Below are 18,298 nucleotides of genomic sequence, written 5' to 3'. Positions count from 1 at the left end.
CCGTCCCAGGATCGAAAGGAACACTCCCTGTGACCATTTCACGCGCCATGCGCGGCCTCGTCGCGGCCTCTGCCGCGGTACTCCTCGGCGTCCTGCCGGTCACCGTCGCGCCCGCTCTCGCGGGCCCGGCGGTCCCGGTCCTCGAATCGCCGGGCAAGGCCGACCGGCCGATGGGCTTGGCGCACGCGCCCAACGCCCGCGACATCGGCGGCTACCCGGCCAAGGGCGGCAGCCGCGTCGCCAGCGGTGTCGTCTACCGCACCGACGCGCTCGCCAAGCTCGACGCAGGCGAACAGCAGAAGCTGGTGGAGCTGGGCATCACTCAGGTCATCGACTTCCGCAGCCCTATCGAGGCGGGCCGCGATCCCGACAAGATCCCGTCCGGCGTGCGGCGCACCGAGCTGCCGGTGTACGACCCGGCCAACGACTTCTTCGTCATGGTCTCCCGGCTCATCCAGGCCGGTCCCGAGGAGCAGCAGCGGGTGCTGGGCGACGGCAAGGGCGCCGAGATCATGCGCACCTACTACCGCTGGTTCGTCACCGACCCGACTGCTCGCGGCCAGTTCGCCTCGGCGTTCCGCGAGATCGCGGGCGCTCAGGGCGCGGTGCTCTACCACTGCACCGCGGGTAAGGACCGCACCGGCTGGATGACCGCCATCCTCATGAGCGCCCTCGACGTCCCGAAGGGCCAGATCTACAACGACTTCCTGGAGTCCAACGACAATCTCGCCGCGGGCAACAAGGCGCTGCTCGACGCCCTCGTCCAGCAGGGCCTCGTGCAGGACCGCGCGCTCTGGGAGCCCATCGTCGGCGTGCAGCGCGACTTCCTCGACGCCGCTTTCGACCAGGTCCAGCAGTCCTACGGTTCCTTCGACCGCTTCCTGTCCGAGGGCCTCGGCATCGACGCGGCGACCCTGGACGCGGTGAAGGCGAAGCTGCTCACCAAGCACTGAGCCGCGCCCAGTTCGACAGCGCCGCCGCCCCTCGGCATGGGCGGCGGCGCTGTCGTTCACTCCGCGTCGTCGAGCAGATGGCGAGGGGCGGCCTGCCGCCACGAGTCCAGCACGATCGCCTCGAGTTCGTCCCGGTCGTCCAGCGCCGCGAGCCGCACCCGGACCCACGGATTGTTCGCCTCGTGCGCCGCGATCCAGAACTTCTCCGGCTCCGCCACCACCAGCTCGTCCCGATCGATCGCCGGGCACCGCACCGCCATCGATGTCTCGTTCTCGGGCAATGTCAGGAACAACTTCCCGGCCACCCGGAAAATCGGCATCCCCCAAGCGAACTGCTCGTTCGTCTCCGCCAACGACAAGGCATAGGCACGGACATCGTCCCCGGTGGTACTCATGTCCCGAATCCTTCCAGGCGCTACCGACGCCCGGCGGAACGGTTCGCCTTCTGGGTGCGGAGAGAAGCCGGTCGGGAGTGACGCCGCGGAGGGTGCGTAGGTCTACCGGCCGCCGGAGGCTGCCGCGGTGGATTCTCGGACGGGGTCGGCTTCGGGGGCCGCTTCGTCGGGTGCGTTCGTCGGCATTGGAGAACGAGGCTCGGACTCCGGGCTCCATACCTCCACGCCGCGTCGATCGGCGATTGTTCGAGCCATGATCTGGAACTGGCGGTATATATCGGGCGCCGAGAACTCCTTGCGGACTTCGACGATCCAGAATCCGTAACTGTTCCAGGCCGCGATCATGGTCCCGCCCCCGAACTGTTCGATGACCTCTAGGTCGAGGATGCCGGTGTTGACACCGGTGCCGAGCATCTCGAGGTAGTTGAGGTACCCGCGGACTGCGGCGTCTTTTGCCGGGTCGTTCTTGGTTTCCGCGAGGATGCGCCGAATGGATTCACGATCCCGGTCGGGTGGCAGCTCTCTTCTGTGATGTTCGCGGCGCTCGAGCGTAGTCATATAGAACTGCATGCTCGCCTCTTTGCGCTGCTGGGCCCATTCCTCTTTCCTGGTGACCTCGGCAGCGGAAGCATTGTGCACGCCCTGCCTGACCTGCATGCCGAGGAATAGCAGTGCCGCGATATTGACTATGACTGCCACAGCCGCGATGGTCGATGAAATCATTTCGAATGCCGACACCGTCAACCCCTGCGATGGACGTAGTGCTTGATTTCGCCACGCACCGTGTGACGACCCCGATCGCCGCACCGTGCCCGCGTGAACGATCCGAGTATGGACCGCGCGAACTCCGTTGTCTCGCAAGGACGACAATGGGCTTCGATCCCGTGGAATCTCGCGTCGGCACGCGGATCATCGAAGAGCCGACAGTGTACGAAACCGAAAAATAATCATCGGAGGACTCGGGGTCGAGTGCGGGCCGGGAAACGTGGCGGTTCGTCCCTGATCTCGGTACCCGTACACAGCTGTTCGGACCGGCCGGTATGGCCGGTCCGAACAGTCGGATCAATGATCGATGGCTTGCCTTATCCGACGCGCGCCGCTTCGCGAGCCAGGATGCGTTCGCGTTGTTCTTCGAACCGGATGACGTCGCGTCCGAGTTTCTCGATGTACTCGGCGAGTTCTTCGCGGCTGCGTTCGCCGCGTGCGGTGAAGTCGGTGCGGTGGAAGACGTTCCAGATGCGCAGGATCGGCATGACGACCTCGTCCAGGTGCTGCCGCAGGTCGTAGATCCCGTGCTTGACCATCAACACGCCATTGCGTCGCCAGTTCGGCATGCCGGCGCCCGGCATGGCGAAGTACTTCACGATGGGCGTCACCGACTCGATCGTCTGGTCGGGAGCGATGTCGAACGCGGCGGCCGCGACGTTGCGATAGAACATCATGTGCAGGTTCTCGTCCGCCGCGATCCGTTGCAGCAGCCGGTCGGCGATCGGGTCTTCGCAGACCCGTCCCGTGCTGCGGTGGCTGACCCGGGTGGCCAGCTCCTGGAACGTCACGTACGCGACCTGATCACACACACCGCCGAAGCCCGGCGGGGTATGCACACCGCGGGTCATGTGCACCATCCGGTCGTTCTCCAAGGCGACGGGATCGACCGCGCGGGTGCAGACGAGGTAATCGCGCATGGCGATGGAGTGGCGGTTCTCCTCGGCGGTCCAGCGGCCCACCCAGGTGCCCCACGCGCCGTCCTGCGAGAAGTTCTCGGCGATCACGCGGTGGTAGGACGGCAGGTTGTCCTCGGTGAGCAGGTTCGTGATCATCGCGACCTTGGCGACCTCCGAGAGCCGCGACTGCTCGGGATGCCAATCCTCGCCGCCCATCGCGGCGAAGTTGCGGCCCTCGTCCCAGGGCACGTAGTCGTGCGGACACCATTCCTTGGCGGTGGACAGATGCCGGTCGATATTGGTCGCGACGACCGGCTCCAGCTCCCGCAAAAGCTCTAGTTGCGTCAAGTCTCCAGACATGCAGCGCCTTTCGATTCGGTGGAAAAACCACGGAACGTACCGCTCGCTGTTCACGCATCACTGACTGTGCGACCTCGCCGCACCCACACCCTAGACCAGCGCGTTCGATTCGGCGTGCATCATCAGGTCGATTCACCTGCTGGTTGTCCGGGACTCGGCCGTCACGACGAAGGTATGCCGTCGGGCGGACGCGACGAGTCCACTGTCCGGGCGAAGTGACCCGACGGCGCCGGGGAGGACGAAGCGGACACTTCGGGCGTAGTCGTGGTCGGCTGCGCCGTGGCGAAATTCGGTGGTTCTGCGCTAGCCCTCGTTCGGAACGGGAGAAGACCTCGGTCGGTGGATGTCTGCCGGGTCAGCGATTGCCGGGCGCGGCGTCGCGACGGAATCAGGCGATCGCGCGCCGTTTACGCTCGGCGTATTCGCTTCCGCACCCAACCGGGGCGCCGAATCATGCTCTGGGCCCGCCGATTTCGATCCAGTAGCGGCACGCGGGCCCGAGATCGGTGTCCCGGATGCTCTCCAGCACGCCACCGTGCCGTTCGATCGTCTTCGCCGAGGCGATGTTGTCGGCCGCGCAGATGGCCAGTATCCGGCTCATGCCGAGCACCCGGGCTTCGTCGAGCATCCGGCCGAGCGCCCAGGTCGCGACCCCGCGGCGGCGCGCGGAGGGCCGGATGCCGTAGCCGATATGGCCCGTCCGCTCGACGACTTCGTCGGACCCGTGCCGGAGCGCGATACCGCCGAGTACCCGGTCGCCGTCGACGATCCACCGATAGACGGTGCGCACGGGGACGACCTTTGCCGGGTCCGGTGCGCCGGACAACCGCGCGACCCAGGCCGCGAACCCCTCGAGCGAGCCGACCTGGTCGGACAACCGCAGGCCGAAACCGTCCTCGTGGACACCGGGCCCCCACTCCTGGTGCGCCTCGAGCCAGGCGGCGTGCAGGCGTGTGGTGGGCGCAATCAGCTCGGGCATAGCGCGAACGATACTCAGGCGTCCGACTGTGCTCGGTAGCTTCGGGCGATGAGCGCCGAGCGCAGGTGCCACATTCCGTTGGCGGGTGCGGTGTCCAGGCCGGTCAGCTGGGCGATGCGCTCGAGACGGAGGTCGACGGTATTGGGGTGCACGTGGAGCGCGCGTGCGGTGCGTCGCCGGTCGAAGCCGTGGGCCACGTAGCAGTAGAGGGTGGTGAGCAGTTCCGGGTGTTCGTCGAGCGGGTCGAGCAGCGCGGCGAGGAATCGCGGCCCGGCCCCGGCCGGGTCAGCTGGTATTCGAGCGCCAGATCCGGGAAGCGGTGCAGCGCGCCGGTGACGCCGAGGCGTTGCGCCATGTCGAGCAGGTTGTGCGTGTGCTCGGCGCGGGCCGGGATGTCGGCGACGGGCGCGCGGACGACGACGCCGCCGCGCGTCGCCGTCGGGTGCTGCGGTATCGCGGATCGGCCGAGATCTGCCCTGCTCGAGGGCATCGGACCGGCTCAGCCGTAGAGCGCGTCCCTGGCGCGGGCGTAGCTGTCGCGGATGATGCGGCCGGTGGCGGCGTCGTCCGCGGAGACGGGGATTTCGGCGGCGGTGCGGGTCGGCCAGCGCGGGGGAGCGGCGGTGCCCGCGAGGGCCCAGGCAGCTTGGCGGGCCGCGCCGAGGGCGACGTATTCCTCGGGTTCGGGAACGGTGACCGGGTGGCCGACGATCTGCGCGGCGATCTCCCGGACGAGGGCGGAGCGGGCGGCGCCGCCGATGAGCAGGATGCGGCGTGGGCTGATGCCGGTGGCCACGAGGCGGTCGAGGGCGTCGGCCAGATTGCACAGCATGCCTTCGTAGGCGGTGCGCGCGAGGTGCCCGGGGAGCATGGTGCGCGGGCACAGGCCGTGCAAGCTGCCCGTGGCGTGCGGCAGGTTGGGGGTGCGCTCGCCGGTGAGGTACGGGAGCAGCACCAATCCGTCCGCACCCGGAGGAGCCTGGGCGGCAAGGGTTTCCAGGCCGGGAAGATCGACGCCGAGGAGTTGCGCGGCGGAGCTCAGCACTCGTGCCGCGTTGAGCGTGCAGACCAGCGGGAGGAACGCGCCGGTCGCGTCGGCGAACCCGGCGATGGCGCCGGACGGGTCGGCGCTGGGGGCGCCCGCACACGCGTAGGCGGTGCCACTGGTGCCGAGCGACAGCACGACGTCGCCGGGTTCGAGGCCCAATCCCAATGCGGCCGCGGCATTGTCGCCGGTGCCTGCCGCGACCAGCGCGCCCGTCGCGGTGCGGCCCGCGGCTTCGGCGGGCGCGAGTACCCGCGGCAGCTGCGGGGTACGTCCGCGAAAAGCCAGCGCTACCAAGTCTTCTCGGTAGCGTCCCTCGGCGGGGGACCAGTAACCGGTGCCGGAGGCGTCGCCACGGTCGGTGACGGGTTCGGCGTCGGGGCCGCGCAACCGCCAGGTCAGGTAGTCGTGGGGCAGCAGGATCCGCCGGGTACGGTCCGCCAATCGGGGTTCGTGATCGGCGAACCAGCGCAGCTTGGCGACGGTGAACGAGGCGACCGGCACGCTGCCCACCGCGTCGGCCCACCGCTGCGGGCCGCCGAGCTCGCCGACGAGTTCCTCGGCCGCCGACGCGGAGCGCGTGTCGTGCCACAGCAGCGCGTCCCGGACCGGCGCGCCGTCGGCGTCCAGCGCGACCATGCCGTGTTGCTGCGCGCCGACCGCGATCGCGTCGACCCGATCGAGCAGCCCGTCGCCCGCGGCATGGAGCGCGTCCCACCAGGCCTCGGCGGGCACCGACGTGCCGTCGGGATGCGGGGCCGTGGCTCGCTCCAGCACCGTGCCGGTCGCCGCGTCGCAGACGACGATCTTGCACGACTGGGTGGAGCTGTCCACCCCGGCCACCCGCGTCATCCGGACCGATCCGGCCGGATCTGGATCTTGCGGCCCGCCCGCGCGCGGAATGCCTCGAACGCGTCGCCGAATTCTCCGAGCGCGAAACTGTGGGTGATCATGGTGTCGGCGTCGATCACGCCTTTACCCATCAACTCCACCGCCCGCCCGAAGCTGTGCAACACCGCCATGGAGCCGACGATGGTGATCTCGTCGTTGTAGACGCGGAACGGGGAGATGGCGGCGGTCGCCGCGCCGGGCGCGACGCCGAACTGCTGATACACCCCGCCGCGCCGGACCCTGGTCACGCCGTCCTCGATCGCGGCGATCGCGCCGGTGCAGTCGATGACGACCTCCCATCCGTGCGGGCGATCGAAGTCGTCTGCGTCGGTGCCGACCGCGTCGGCGCCGAGCTTCTCGGCCACCGCCAGCCGCGCGGTATCGAGATCCACGACCGACACCGAGGCCGCGCCCGCCACCCGCGCCAACTGCAACATCAGCAGGCCCATGGTGCCCGCGCCGTAGAGCAGATAGTGCGAGCCGAGCGCGCGGGGGAGCACGTCGAAGGCGTGCACCGCGCACGACAGTGGCTCGACCAGCGCGCCGTGACTCAGCGAGACCGCGTCCGGCAGACGGTGGCAGTTGGCGGCCGGGACAGCGACGTACTCGGCCATCGCGCCGTCCACGGTGTCGCCGATCGCGCCCCAGCGCTCGCACAGATTGCCGCGGCCGATCGCGCAGTAGTGGCACGCGCCGCAGAACAGCGACGGATCCACCGCGACCCGATCACCGACCGCGACGCCGACCACCTCGTGGCCGACGGCGACCACCTCGCCCGCGAATTCGTGTCCCGGCACGATCGGATACGGCGTCGGGGGGAATTCGCCGTCCATGATGTGCGCGTCGGTGCCGCAGATGCCGACCGCGGCGACACGCACCACCACCGCGCCCGGACCCGGCGACGGGTCCGGCACGGTCTGCACGGAACAACGACCTGGCGTCTCGATGACCACCGCGCGCATCCATCTACCATGCACCCGGACCGGCGTGCGGCGGTGCATTTCGAGTATTCGCGGCCACGATCGGGCAGACTGACCCGGTGCGTGCGGACCCCAGTCGACCAGCCGGTGACCTCGATTCGACGGCGGCGCCCGCCGAACGCGGCGCCGCCGAGCAGCCGTTCCTGGAGATGGCCAGGGGGGAACGGGAGTGGATCCGGGCCCGTCGCCTGTCCGACGGCATGTACGAACTCCAGCACCGCCGCGGCGACGACCCGCGGCGCTTCGAGGTGTTCACCTCCGATCACTGCCTGGTGCGTGACGTGCTGTGCGCTTGGCTGGACGACGCGTCGGGCTGGTCGGAGGGCGTGGTGTGGTCGCCGGTCGATCCGGCGATCGAGGAGCTCGAGCGGGTGCGCAGCGAATTGTCCGGGCTGCTGGGCGGTTTGACGATGCTCGACGATCTCGGGGCGGGGTTGGACCTGGCGCTGGCGCGCGCCGACGAGCTGATGGACGGACTCGACGCCGCCGCGCCGGAGCTGCCCGGTCAGCCCTGATACCACCAGGCGGTGGTGGCGATCTCGGCGCGTTCCAGCGGAAGGTAGGTGCCCGGATCGGACCAGCCGAGCGCCTGCACGGTGACGCGCAGTTCGCTGTGGAAGCAGATCGGGTCGCGCACATGCCAGCGGTACATGCCGAACCGCTGCTCGGCCTCGTAGCACCGGTCCGGCGGAAGTACTTGGGGCAGGCCGAGATACGGCGTCGAGTAGGTCCGGTACCGGCCGTCCATGTCGAAGTTCCACGCGCCGCCGAAGTAGTCCTCGGTGCCGGTGCCGCAGATGCCCGGGTGCTCGGAGTCGCCGTCGAGGTAGAACTTCAGCTCGCCCTCGCCCCACCACCCGGGATCGCCCGGCCGGAGGGCGAGATAGGTCCCCACATAGCGGCCGCGTCCGGCGACGCCTTCGAGGATGGTGTGCACCGCCGGGCTGCCCAACGGCGCGCTGCGCCGCCACTGGGTGTGCAGGTAGCCTGCCTCCTCCGGCACGTCCTCTTCGGTGTAGGTGATCTGGTAGTACACCGGCACGGCGCGGTCGGCGCCGTTGTGCAGCGCGATCCGCGCCGTCTGCCGAAAAGGCATGGGCCAGTAGCTGTTCAGTCCGCCCGCCGGCGCCACCACCACCATCTCCGAGTTCACCAGCGCGAGCTCGTCCCAGGCGTTGCAGAAGAAGTCGCCCAGCGGCAGGCGCACGGCGGCCCGCGGCGCGTCGTCCCAGTGCATGCGCAGGGTCAGTTCGCGCAGCGCGGTGCGGTCGGTCGTCAGCCAGAAGTGCCGGATCACGCCGGGGCCCGCGATGTCGGCCAGGGTGGCGGTGGCGCCGGGCTCCAAGTGGATGGACGGCGAGACCTTCCATCCTGGGCCGAGGTGGCGAGCGGCATGAGCGCCGGTGCCCTCCGTGGCGCGGGCTCCCGCGCCGGGTGCACCGGTGGGGTTCTCGGCGCTGATCGACCGGGTACGGGCGGCGTCGAGCCGCCACAGTTCCTGTGGCGACCCGGCCGCGGTCACAGCCCCGGCCAGCCGTACTGCGCGGGCCCGCGGGCCGGTCCCGCGAGGCGCGCCGCGCCCACCGGAGCCGCGGCGACCGGCTCGGCCTGCGGCGCGGTTCCGCCCTGCGCGGCCAGTTCTCTGCGGACCTCGTCCATGTCAAGCCAGAGCACACGCTGCACGACCTCCTCCAGATCGGCGGCGGGCAGGAAACCCGGCTGGTTGAACACCAGCAGGCCCTCGCGGAAGGCCATCAGCGTCGGGAAACGGTCGACCTGGGCCGTCGCCGTCAAAGCCTCTTCGGCCTCGGTGTCGACCTTGCCGTGCACGATGTCGGGGTGCTGATCGGAGGACGCCTCGTACACGGGCGCGAAGTGGCGGCACGGCCCGCACCAGCCCGCCCACCAATCGATCAGCACGATGTGGTTGCTGCTGACGACTTGGTGAAAGTTGTGTTGGGTCAAGGTCACTGTGGGCAATGCGGGTCCTCCCTGCCGGTGTTGCCTCAAGCATCCTGGCACGACGCTCCGGGATCAGGAAGGCGGGTGTGCCCTGTGTTGTTCGGCGGCCAGGAAATGCGCGATCTGGGCGGTGGCGGTGTAGAGCTCGCGATAGCGCCGGTAGTACGGCTCGTAAGCGGCGGTGCGGGCCGGATCGGGGACGACGGTGTCGGCCACCGGATTCCACGCCGAGGTGTCCAGACCGGCCGCGGTGGCGGCGAGCATGGCGTCGCCGAGGCAGGCCCCGATCGTGTCGGCGGGTAGCTGCTGGGGCAGTCCGGTGACCTCGGAGACGATCCGCGTCCACAGTCCGCCCTTGGTGCCGCCGCCGACGGCGACCAGCCGCCTGGCCTGCCCGCCCGCCTCGGTCATCGCCTCCAGGTTGTGCCGGACGCCGTAGGCGATCGATTCCAGCGCCGCTCGGTACAGCTCGGCGCGGCCGTGGCGCAGTGTCAGTCCCGCGATCACGCCCCGGGCGTCGGGATCGAACAGCGGCGTGCGCTCGCCCGCGAAGTAGGGCAGCGCGAGCAGGCCCCGGCTGCCCGCGGGCACCGCGGCGGCCTCGGTCACCAGCTCGGTGTAGTCGCCGCCGACCAGATCGCGCAGCCATTCGGTCACCGCGCCGGAGGTGGCCATTCCCGCGGCGAGAGTGTAAGTGCCGGGCCAGGTTCCGCAGGTGCCCCAGAGGCCGGGATGCGGGACGGGCTCGGTCAGCACCTGCACCAGGAACAGGGTGGTGCCGTACATGATCATGGCGTCGCCCGGCGCGCGCACCCCGACGCTCTCGGCTTCGGCCCAGGCGTCGATGGTTCCGGTGGTCACCGGTAGGCCCGCGGGAAGTCCCGTCGCCGCCGCCGCGGTCGCGCTCACCCGCCCGACGATCTCGGTGGGCCAGGCGAGCTCGGGCAGCGTCAGCCACGGCGCCACCGCCTCGGCCCAGTCCGCTGCCCACGCCCGCTTGCGCAGATCGTAGAGCGGCACGCACTGACTGGCGGATTGGTGGTCGAGCACGTACCGGCCCGTGAGCCGGTGCACCAGAAAGGAACTCGCCATCAGCAGCAGGTCGGTGCGGGCGGCGACCTGCGGTTCGTGCCGGGCCAGCCAGCGCAGTTTGGGCCCCACCGCTTGACTCGTCAGCGGCGAGCCCGCGCGCTCCAGCACGCTGTCCGCGCCGAATTCCGCGTTCAGTTCCGCGATTTCGAGGGTGGCGCGGGTGTCGACGCCGTAGAGGATGGCCGGGCGCAGTGGATTGCCGGCGCCGTCGGCGGGCAGCAGGCACGGCCCGATGCCGGAGACCGCGAGCCCGTCGATCCCTTCGCCGTCGGCCGCCGCCACCAGATCCGCGGTGATGGCGGCGAATTCCGACCACCACACCGTCTCCGCGTCGTGCTCCACCCACCCCGGGCGTGGAGTCGAGACGGCGTGGGCGCGTTCGGATCTCGCGACGACTGTGCCGTCCGCGCGCACCAGCACACCCTTGGAAGCCGAGGTGCCGATATCGACGCCGAGGAACATCGGCTCACCGCCGTTCCGCGCGACCGCGCGTCATCGCGGATCGCCGGACGGGACGCGGGAGAACTCGTCGAGCGTGATGCCGAGCAGGTCGCAGGTCGCGCGCACCGCGGCGCGGTGGTCGCCGGGGACGGCGTGAATGTGATTGGCGCCGAAGCGGGACAGGAAATCCTCGGCGCGCGCGTCGAGCCGGGCGAACGCGTGCGGCCACTCTCTGGTGGACTGTTTCATCAGCGATGCGTTGGTCTGCTCGTCGTAGGTCTCGAAATCGCCGAGCATCAGCTGCATCCGGTAGTCGCGGTCCTTGCGGGTCAGCCGCGCCAGGGTCATCGTGCCCGGCGCGGCGAGATGGTGCACCGAGGCGCCGCCCGCGGGGAAGAAGAACACCTCCGGGTACAGGTGCACCCTGGCGAGGTTCTCCGCCGGATCGGCGCTGCGGGCGGCGAACCAGGTCGCGTGCTGGCCCGAATTGCACAGATCCCAGATGTCGCGGTCGGCGTGGTAGTGCCGGACGTCGGCGAACAGCACCGGGGTGCCCGCGAGGTGTTTGAGCAGCTGCATGGTGAGCGCGCCATCCATGTCGGCCTCGGTGGCGCAGACGTGGGTGTCCTTGGGCCCGTTCCAGTCGTAGGGGTCGTTGAGGAACGCCTCGGTGACGTCCATGGTCGCGAAATACTGGGTGAGTTCCGGCTGGCCCTTGATGCCGGAGAAGTCCAGCCGCCACTGCGCGATCAGCTCGCGCATCGCCAGATAGGAGCGGATCTGGCGCTCGAGCAGCTCCGGGGTGAGTTTGGCGCCGTCGTAGTGCACCGTGGCGTGGCGCTCCAGCCACGCCCGCGCGGCCTTCGCCTCACCGGCGTCGGCGCTCTCGGCCCGCCGCACGATCTCCCACTGGTCGATCTCCTCGACGTCGATGCCGAACAATTGCTGCCACTGATCGGTGTTCGCGACGGCGGTGTTCATGCCCATCGGCCGCCCACCGATGCGTCCGAAAGTGCTGCCGCGCAACGCCGAGACGGCCGCGGCCGCGGTGGCCCGCACCCCGATCGCCTCGATCAGCGCGGCATCCGCCGGATCGCCCCACAGCCGGGTGTGCGCGCGGCCGATCTGGTCCAGCGCGCCGCCCGCGGCGAGCATCCCCACCATGCCGGGCTGCACCGGATCGATGTTCGACAGCAACAGCAGCGGTCCGGGAATCGCGCCCGCGGCGAGCATGCTGAAGTGCGGGAACGCCCAGACCGCGTAGTGCAGCACGGTGAGATCGACGCCCGCCGCGGACACCTCGCGCGCCACCGATCCGGCCAGCGCGTTGTCGCTGATGATCTCCGTGCCGCGCACCACCTCGTGCCCCGCCGCCGTCAGGGCGTCGACGAGGCGGTCCTCGGTGGTCCGGATGAAGTCCGTGATGCCGGTGTGCACATAGTCGCGGCCGTCGGAAACACTGATCACGCCGATACGGGCCATGCCGTTACCTCCCCGCGGTGGGTGGGCGGATAGTCGACTCGTTCAACAGATACCAGGCCACCCAGCCGAATCGGCCTCTTTCGGCGAATCGGAGCCGGGATCGTCACCGAGCGGGGAGCCTGCGCGGCGCGTCTCGGTCAGCGCGGCACGGCGACGCCCGCGGGCGGCGGCGGGAACGTCAGCGGCGCGAGATGCACACCGCCCTGCCCCCATCCGGCGCTGGTGACCCACCAGCGACCCGCGTCGCGGACGACCTCGGCGGCGTGCGCGGCCACGTGGCCGATCTTGTCACCGATGCGGAAGCGAAAAGGGTTGTCGCTGCGGAAGACATCGGTGCCGACGTAGCCGGGCCGCGGACCGACGAACAGGTACCAGCGGTCTTCGTGCCGCACCACGAACGGCGACTCCGTGTTGCCCGCCTCGGTGCCGATCGTCGGATCGGCGTAGGCGATGTGCCGCTCGCCCCAGTGCCACAGGTCGGTGCCGAGCCGGTAGGCGACGACGTGATGACCGCCCGCGGGCGTGCCGGTCGCGCAGTAGTACATCGCCCACTTCTCGCCGATGCGCAGCACCATCGGATCGCGGGCGTCGTAGCCGTCGCGGAACAGCGGCCCGCCCGGCGCGCGCTCCCAGTGGGCCAGGTCGGTGGAGGTGGCCAGATTGATCGCCGCCCTGGTCCGGTCGGCGCCGCCCGCGGCGTAGTACATGAAATACGTTGCGCCGGAACGGATCACGTATGGCGCCCAGAGGTGGGTTTCGCCGTGGTAGCCGGGATCGACCCGGAGCGCGGGCTCCCGTTTGGTCCATGGACCGTGCAGGTCCGGCGCGGTGGCGTGCGCGAACTCGATCTCGTGGAACGGATCGGCGGGTTCGCGGTGGGTGATACCGAACAGGTGCCAGCCGCCGTCCCGGTCCTGGACGATCGTGTGGTCGTTGATGTACCACGGGTGTGCCTCGCCCGCGCTGGGGTCGTAGATCCTGGTGAACCGGCCCGCTCGCACCACTTCGCGCGTCGCCATATGACCATGATCCCGCCGCGCGGGCCGCGGCGGGCCGGGTTGGCCCGAGCCGCGGACCGCGCGGAACCAGCGAGCGGTCAGTTCTCGACGAGCACCCGGCGCAGATCCGCCAGCTCACGGTCACCGAGGCCGTGCGCGCGCAGCCAACCCTCCGCGCCGCCGTGGTCGGCCCGGAGCCGTTCGAGGAACGCGATCATCACATCGGGTTGCACCGCCAGGATCCCGGTGCGCACCGGGGGCAGCCCGTGATACGACGGCAGCGCGTCGAGGCGGGCGCGGACCCGCGCCATCCGCTCGCCGGACAGGGCGTAGTCCGCCGCGATCACCTCCGCGGGCACGCCGACGGCGTCCAGCAGCACCGCGGCCAGGACGCCGGTGCGGTCCTTGCCCGCGGCGCAGTGGAAGACCACCGAATGCCGATCGGTGTCGGTGATCAGCCGCACGGCGGCGAGCACGGATGCGACGCTGCCGTCGAGGAGTTCGCGGTAGAGCGACACCAGGTCGTAGTGCTTGGCGTCGGGTACGAGATCGGCGGGGGTGACGGTGGTCGCCGCCGCCTTGCGCACGGGCAGGTTGACCAGCCGGACGTCGGCGCCGGTGAGCAGGCCGTAGCCTTCCCGCTCGACCTCGTCGGGGTTGCGCAGGTCGATCAGGGTGCGCAGACCCACCCGGCCGGTCAGCAGGACCAGATCGTCCTCGGTCAGGTGCTGCGGGGTGCTGGCGCGGTACACCGCGCCGAAGCGGGTGACGCCGCCACCGGGCACGGGCAGCCCGCCGAGGTCGCGAACGTTGTCGATCTCGGCGAACTCGACCCATCGCCGCGGGGAACTGTCGGTGTGCATGGCGTCAGTGGGCCCGGCCCGCCGCGGCCTCGTCGGCGCGATTGAGCCCGCACAGGCCGATGAGATCTTCGTGCAGCTCGAACCACACGGTGTGGTAGCTGTCCATGATCGGACGCGCCACCCAGGTGTGATCGCCGCCGTCGATGCGCTCCACCGCGCGTTCGAGGCGGCCCGCGTAGCGCGACAACCGCGGCGCGATCTCGCCGATCCGGCGCACCAGCGGCGCGACCTGGCCGTGCGCGGCGCGCAGCCGGTCCAGCACCGCGGTGTCGTAGGCGATGTCGGCGTGGTCGTTGACGGTCGCGGCGTCCTTCATCTGCCAGGCGGTGATGATCTCCTTGAGTTCGGCGTTGTACACGCAGAATTCGTCGTAGGCCGCCGCGATCACGGTGGCATCCACCGTTTCGCGCTCCGCGGTGAGCAGGCGGGCGAGCTCGCCGCGGCCCTCGGGTGTGAGCCGCACGCCGACCGGGGTGGCCGCGCACAGTCCGCGGACGACGAGATCCGCACAGGCGGTCTCGGCCGCAGCGTCCGCGAGGCTGTCGGCCACGGCGTCGGGGTTGACCCGGCCCTTGATGCCGATCAGGCGGAGCAGGTCGAGGTCGGAGGCGGGGAGGTGAACGGGGGTGGCGTGCTGCTGCGTCCGGCCGTCGCGCGGGGTGGTGTGCGGCAGAGCGTGATCGGACGCAGGCGAGGTCCCTGCTGTCATTCGTCCATTCTCGGTCGAATGCGTTGCCGAAGAGGGGTTTTCGGCGTCGGCGGACCGTTCGGCGAGCAGGCCGACCAGTTCGTCAGGAGCCACCGCGGCCCAGCGGGCGAGCTGCGCCACGTCCTCGATCACGCTCTGCTCCACGGCCTTTCCGGTGATCTCGCCCAGCCACACCGCGCCCGCGCCACCGTCCACGGTGACCACGCGTCCGGCGAGCGCCGCCACCACGCCAGGGCCGCAGCCGACCACGCACGGCCTGCCCAGTTCCCGGCTCACCAGCGCGGCATGCGAAGTGGCGCCGCCGAGTTCGGTGACGATGGCCCGCGCCGCGATCATGCCGTGCAGATCGTCGGGGCTGGTGGTCGGCCGTGCGAGAACAACGTCTTCGCCTGCCGCGGCGCGGGTTTCGGCCTCGTCGGGATCGGTGACGACGACGCCGGAGGCCAGGCCGGGGCAGGCCGACTCGCCGCGGGCCAGCGGCGGCCGATCGGTCTCCGCGCCGGAGGCCGGTCGCAGCACCGTGCGCACCTGCTCGGCGTCGACGCGGCGCAGCGCCGTCGCCGGATCGATGAGCCCTTCGCTCGCCATGGCGACCGCGGCGCGCACCGCGGCGCGGGCCGAGCGCTTCGCGGGCCGCGATTGCAGCAGCCAGAGCCTGCCGGATTCCACGGTGAATTCGATGTCCTGAATGTCGCGGCCGTCGCGTTCCAGCAGGTCGGCGGCGGCGAGCAGCTGCTCGTGCACGTCGGGCATGGTGACCGCGAGCTCGTCGAGCGGGCGCGGGGTGGTGCGGCCGGAGACCACGTCCTCACCCTGACCGCCGACCAGCCATTCGCCGAACACGACGCGCTCGCCGGTGTTCGGGTTGCGGCTGAACAGCACGCCGGTGCCGGAGAGCGCGTCGAGATTGCCGAACACCATGGCCTGCACCGTCACCGCGGTGCCGAGGTCGTCGGAGACGCCGCGGCTGCGGCGATAGGTCTTGGCCCGCGCGGAATCCCAGGACCGGAAGACCGCGGCGACCGCGCCGCGCAGCTGCTCCCACGGGTCGCTCGGGACCGCGCCCTGCGGGTCGCCGAGCACGATCTCGCGGTACTGCGAGCGGAATCGGCGGTGGGTGTCCGCGGCATACCCCGGGTTGCGCGTCTCGGCGGCGAGCGCCCGCTCCACCTCGTCGTTGATGCCGAGGTTGAGGACGGTGTCCATCATGCCGGGCATGCTCACCGCGGCGCCGGAACGCACCGACACCAGCAGCGGGCGCTGGGCGTCGCCGAAGCGTCGCCCGGTGCCGCGCTCCAGCGCCGCGACGCCTGCCCGCACCTGGAGCCAGATCTCCTCGCTCAGCGCACCCCGCGCGCGGAAGTCGGCCCAGCCCTCGGTGGTGACGGCGAACGCGGGCGGCACCGGCAGGCCGAGCGCCCGCATGTGGTCGACGCTCCATGCCTTGCCGCCGATGCGGTCACGGCCCAGCGCGCAGGTGCCGTCGAGTTCGGCAACGGACGGTGCGGTGCTCTCCAGGGCGGCGCGTTCGGGTCGCTCCACGGGCTCCACTCCGATCGTCATGTCACTCCTTCGGGTTCACGTTCTCGACTCACCACCGCGGTCGGCGGGGACGCGGGCCGACGACCGGCGTGCCTGATGAACGGCACACCGGCGTGCCGGGCGAATGGCACAGCATCGACGCGCCTTTCAGCCTGCCCGTGCGCGTCGGAGGTGCGTACCCGTCGTCCCGTTCAGCAGGACGAGCGCCACTCTCGGTGAGCCGAACCCGCCGCGCGTCGTCCGCCGGCTCGGGGCGCGCGCTCCATGTAGTCCGTGCGTTCGAGCCGCTCCACCAGGAATCCGGCAGTCTGCGCGGTGTCCCGGTTCTGCTCGACGGACCCGCCTCTGCCGAGTGTCGGGCGCCCTCGGCGGGTGCGTGAGGTTTCGGTTGGAGGTCGTCAGGCCGCGGTGGCGAGATGGCGGCGCAAGTAATCCGCGGTGATCGACCGCCGATCGGCGACGAGGTCGCCCGGCGTCCCCGCGAAAACGATCTCGGCACCGTGCTTGCCGCCTCGGGCCCCAGGTCGATGACCCAGTCGGCCCGTTCGACCACCTCGAGGTCGTGCTCGATGACGATCACCGTGTTGCCGCCGTCCACCAAGCGGTCCAGCAGCGCCATCAGCGTGTCCACGTCGGCCATGTGCAGCCCGGTCGTCGGTTCGTCCAGCACGTACACCCCGCCGCGGCGGTGCAGGTGATCGGCGAGCTTCAGGCGCTGGCGTTCGCCGCCGGACAGCGAGCTGAGCGAGCGGCCGAGGGTGAGGTACCCGAGGCCGACGTCGCACAGGGCTCGCAACGGCGTCAGGATGCGGTCGCGCCCGCGCCAGAACCCCAGGGCCTCCGACGCGGTCATGTCGAGCACGTCGGCGATCGACGCCCCGCGCACCGTGTAGCCGAGCACTTCGGGGCGATACCGCCTGCCGTGGCAGACCCGGCACACCGTGGTCACCGGATCCATGCCGCCGAGCTCGCCGACCGATTCCGCGTCCGCACCGCCGAAGTCCAGCCCCTCGCGCCGCAGGCGATCCGGCCTAAGTCGTGTCCTGTAATGGGTTGGAGCTGTTTCTTTCTCGGTTGTCGAAGCTGCTGCGTGCCGCGCTGATAGCGGGGGCTGCGATCCTGGCCCAGTCGGTCAGCGCTTCGAGCGGTTCTCGGATGTCTTCGACCAGTTGCGTGGTGGCGTATTCGACGCGGGGTGGTGAGTCCGGATGGACGGTGCGGGTGACAAGTCCGTTGCGTTCCAGATCAGCGGGTACACCAGAGCTCTCGTCTCCGATTTCACGGTGATATCGGTCGATCCGCTGGGTCTGGGCGACAGTGACGCGCCCACGCGTGCCGAGGACTATCGACTGGAACGCCGAGTGGAGTCGGTGACGGCCGTTCTCGATGACGTGGGTGTCGACCGTGCCGCGTTCTGGGGATACTCGCTCGGCGCCATGACCGGGTACGCGGTCGCCTCCCACGCACCGGAGCGGTTGACGTGCCTGGTGGCGGGCGGTTTCGATCCCGTCGGCGGATTCCGGTCCGCGGTCGAGCCCACCCTCGCCGAATTGGGTCTGCCGCCGGACACCGATGCCTACCCGGTAATGGAGCAGGCCGCCGCTGCCGATCCGTACCAGGCCGCATTGATCGCGTCCGGCGTGCGAGATGCGTTCCGCGCCAATTACGCGATGTTCTCTCGTGAACCCGGCCTGCATATCGGCGTTGCCACAGCCGGGATACCGGTACTCATGTACGCCGGTACGGCCGATCCCTGGCACGAGCCGATGCGAGAATTCGCCGAGCGCACCGACGAGGCGCGCTTCTTCTCCGTCGCCGACGCCGACCACCAAGGCTGCTGGGACCGCTCCCGCGACGTGCTCCCGCCCGTGGCCGAGTTCCTGTCCAGCGCGAAATCATCCGGTGTGGGCCGCTGCTGATATGAATGATCCACGGGCACAAC

18 protein-coding genes and 1 pseudogene are annotated in these 18,298 nt (G+C 70.3%); 3 read left to right on the top strand and 16 right to left on the bottom strand.

Translation table 11 applies throughout. The features are described from left to right. Nucleotides 1-29: 29 nt before the first annotated feature. Nucleotides 30-953 (top strand): tyrosine-protein phosphatase, encoded by a 924-nt coding sequence (locus ACRWNM_RS34345; protein WP_431972332.1) that lies wholly within the window; start codon nt 30-32, stop codon nt 951-953. Nucleotides 954-1,009: 56 nt separating this feature from the next. On the opposite strand, the gene ACRWNM_RS34340 is transcribed toward ACRWNM_RS34345, so the two are convergent. The 7 genes from ACRWNM_RS34340 to ACRWNM_RS34310 form a co-directional block, all read right to left on the bottom strand. Continuing rightward, on the bottom strand, nt 1,010-1,348 hold the full coding sequence (locus ACRWNM_RS34340; protein ID WP_431972331.1) for an MmcQ/YjbR family DNA-binding protein: 339 nt from the start codon (nt 1,346-1,348) through the stop codon (nt 1,010-1,012). A 102-nt stretch (nt 1,349-1,450) separates the two neighbouring features. Beyond that, a complete protein-coding gene (locus tag ACRWNM_RS34335) occupies nt 1,451-2,086 on the bottom strand; it encodes a DUF4760 domain-containing protein (RefSeq protein WP_431972330.1) in 636 nt (211 codons plus the stop codon). A gap of 344 nt (nt 2,087-2,430) precedes the next feature. After that, a complete protein-coding gene (locus ACRWNM_RS34330) occupies nt 2,431-3,372 on the bottom strand; it encodes an acyl-ACP desaturase (RefSeq protein ID WP_431972329.1) in 942 nt (313 codons plus the stop codon). Between the two features lie 451 nt (nt 3,373-3,823). Beyond that, nucleotides 3,824-4,351, bottom strand: a complete 528-nt coding sequence (locus ACRWNM_RS34325) for a GNAT family N-acetyltransferase (RefSeq protein WP_431972328.1) — start codon at nt 4,349-4,351, stop codon at nt 3,824-3,826. Nucleotides 4,352-4,365: 14 nt separating this feature from the next. Then, entirely contained in the window at nt 4,366-4,548 is a 183-nt protein-coding gene (locus ACRWNM_RS34320; protein ID WP_431972327.1) for a helix-turn-helix domain-containing protein, read from the bottom strand. A 302-nt stretch (nt 4,549-4,850) separates the two neighbouring features. Further along, a complete protein-coding gene (xylB, locus tag ACRWNM_RS34315) occupies nt 4,851-6,248 on the bottom strand; it encodes a xylulokinase (protein ID WP_431972326.1) in 1,398 nt (465 codons plus the stop codon). Next, nucleotides 6,245-7,249 carry a zinc-dependent alcohol dehydrogenase family protein gene (locus ACRWNM_RS34310; protein WP_431972325.1) on the bottom strand — a complete coding sequence of 335 codons (1,005 nt, stop codon included), beginning with the start codon at nt 7,247-7,249 and terminating at the stop codon, nt 6,245-6,247. The genes xylB and ACRWNM_RS34310 overlap by 4 nt, the downstream gene beginning before the upstream one ends. Nucleotides 7,250-7,326: 77 nt before the next feature. Between ACRWNM_RS34310 and ACRWNM_RS34305 the strand changes: the two genes are divergently transcribed. Then, the gene (locus tag ACRWNM_RS34305) at nt 7,327-7,782 is read left to right on the top strand and encodes a hypothetical protein (RefSeq protein WP_431972324.1); all 456 of its coding nucleotides are present in this window, start codon (nt 7,327-7,329) and stop codon (nt 7,780-7,782) included. Here ACRWNM_RS34305 and ACRWNM_RS34300 read toward each other — a convergent pair. The 9 genes and pseudogenes from ACRWNM_RS34300 to ACRWNM_RS34260 all read right to left on the bottom strand — a co-directional run bounded on the left by ACRWNM_RS34300 (nt 7,773) and on the right by ACRWNM_RS34260 (nt 17,600). Beyond that, a complete protein-coding gene (locus ACRWNM_RS34300; RefSeq protein ID WP_431972323.1) occupies nt 7,773-8,789 on the bottom strand; it encodes a glycoside hydrolase family 172 protein in 1,017 nt (338 codons plus the stop codon). The two genes, ACRWNM_RS34305 and ACRWNM_RS34300, sit on opposite strands and share 10 nt — an antisense overlap. A gap of 104 nt (nt 8,790-8,893) precedes the next feature. Continuing rightward, nucleotides 8,894-9,247: pseudogene (locus ACRWNM_RS34295) on the bottom strand (thioredoxin family protein); the annotation flags it as partial. 54 nt (nt 9,248-9,301) lie between these two features. Beyond that, nucleotides 9,302-10,783, bottom strand: a complete 1,482-nt coding sequence (locus tag ACRWNM_RS34290; protein WP_431972322.1) for an FGGY-family carbohydrate kinase — start codon at nt 10,781-10,783, stop codon at nt 9,302-9,304. A gap of 30 nt (nt 10,784-10,813) precedes the next feature. Next, nucleotides 10,814-12,244 (bottom strand): L-fucose/L-arabinose isomerase family protein, encoded by a 1,431-nt coding sequence (locus ACRWNM_RS34285; protein WP_431972321.1) that lies wholly within the window; start codon nt 12,242-12,244, stop codon nt 10,814-10,816. Between the two features lie 137 nt (nt 12,245-12,381). Further along, the gene (locus ACRWNM_RS34280; RefSeq protein WP_431972320.1) at nt 12,382-13,263 is read right to left on the bottom strand and encodes a glycosyl hydrolase family 32; all 882 of its coding nucleotides are present in this window, start codon (nt 13,261-13,263) and stop codon (nt 12,382-12,384) included. A 77-nt stretch (nt 13,264-13,340) separates the two neighbouring features. Then, entirely contained in the window at nt 13,341-14,105 is a 765-nt protein-coding gene (locus ACRWNM_RS34275) for a tyrosine-protein phosphatase (RefSeq protein WP_431972319.1), read from the bottom strand. Nucleotides 14,106-14,109: 4 nt separating this feature from the next. Then, nucleotides 14,110-16,377, bottom strand: coding sequence for a pyruvate, phosphate dikinase (locus ACRWNM_RS34270; RefSeq protein WP_431972318.1), 2,268 nt, complete (start codon nt 16,375-16,377; stop codon nt 14,110-14,112). A 28-nt stretch (nt 16,378-16,405) separates the two neighbouring features. Next, the gene (locus ACRWNM_RS34265; protein ID WP_431972317.1) at nt 16,406-17,314 is read right to left on the bottom strand and encodes an ATP-binding cassette domain-containing protein; all 909 of its coding nucleotides are present in this window, start codon (nt 17,312-17,314) and stop codon (nt 16,406-16,408) included. 73 nt (nt 17,315-17,387) lie between these two features. Continuing rightward, entirely contained in the window at nt 17,388-17,600 is a 213-nt protein-coding gene (locus ACRWNM_RS34260; RefSeq protein WP_431972365.1) for a winged helix-turn-helix transcriptional regulator, read from the bottom strand. On the opposite strand from ACRWNM_RS34260, the gene ACRWNM_RS34255 reads away from it, so the two are divergent. Beyond that, the gene (locus tag ACRWNM_RS34255; RefSeq protein WP_431972316.1) at nt 17,565-18,275 is read left to right on the top strand and encodes an alpha/beta fold hydrolase; all 711 of its coding nucleotides are present in this window, start codon (nt 17,565-17,567) and stop codon (nt 18,273-18,275) included. The two genes, ACRWNM_RS34260 and ACRWNM_RS34255, sit on opposite strands and share 36 nt — an antisense overlap. Nucleotides 18,276-18,298 lie beyond the last annotated feature (23 nt).

Source organism: Nocardia sp. bgisy134 (genome assembly GCF_965341865.1).
Lineage (GTDB): Bacteria > Actinomycetota > Actinomycetes > Mycobacteriales > Mycobacteriaceae > Nocardia.
The sequence above is the reverse complement of the archived record's forward strand: the minus strand, read 5'-3'. Positions and strand labels throughout refer to the sequence as shown.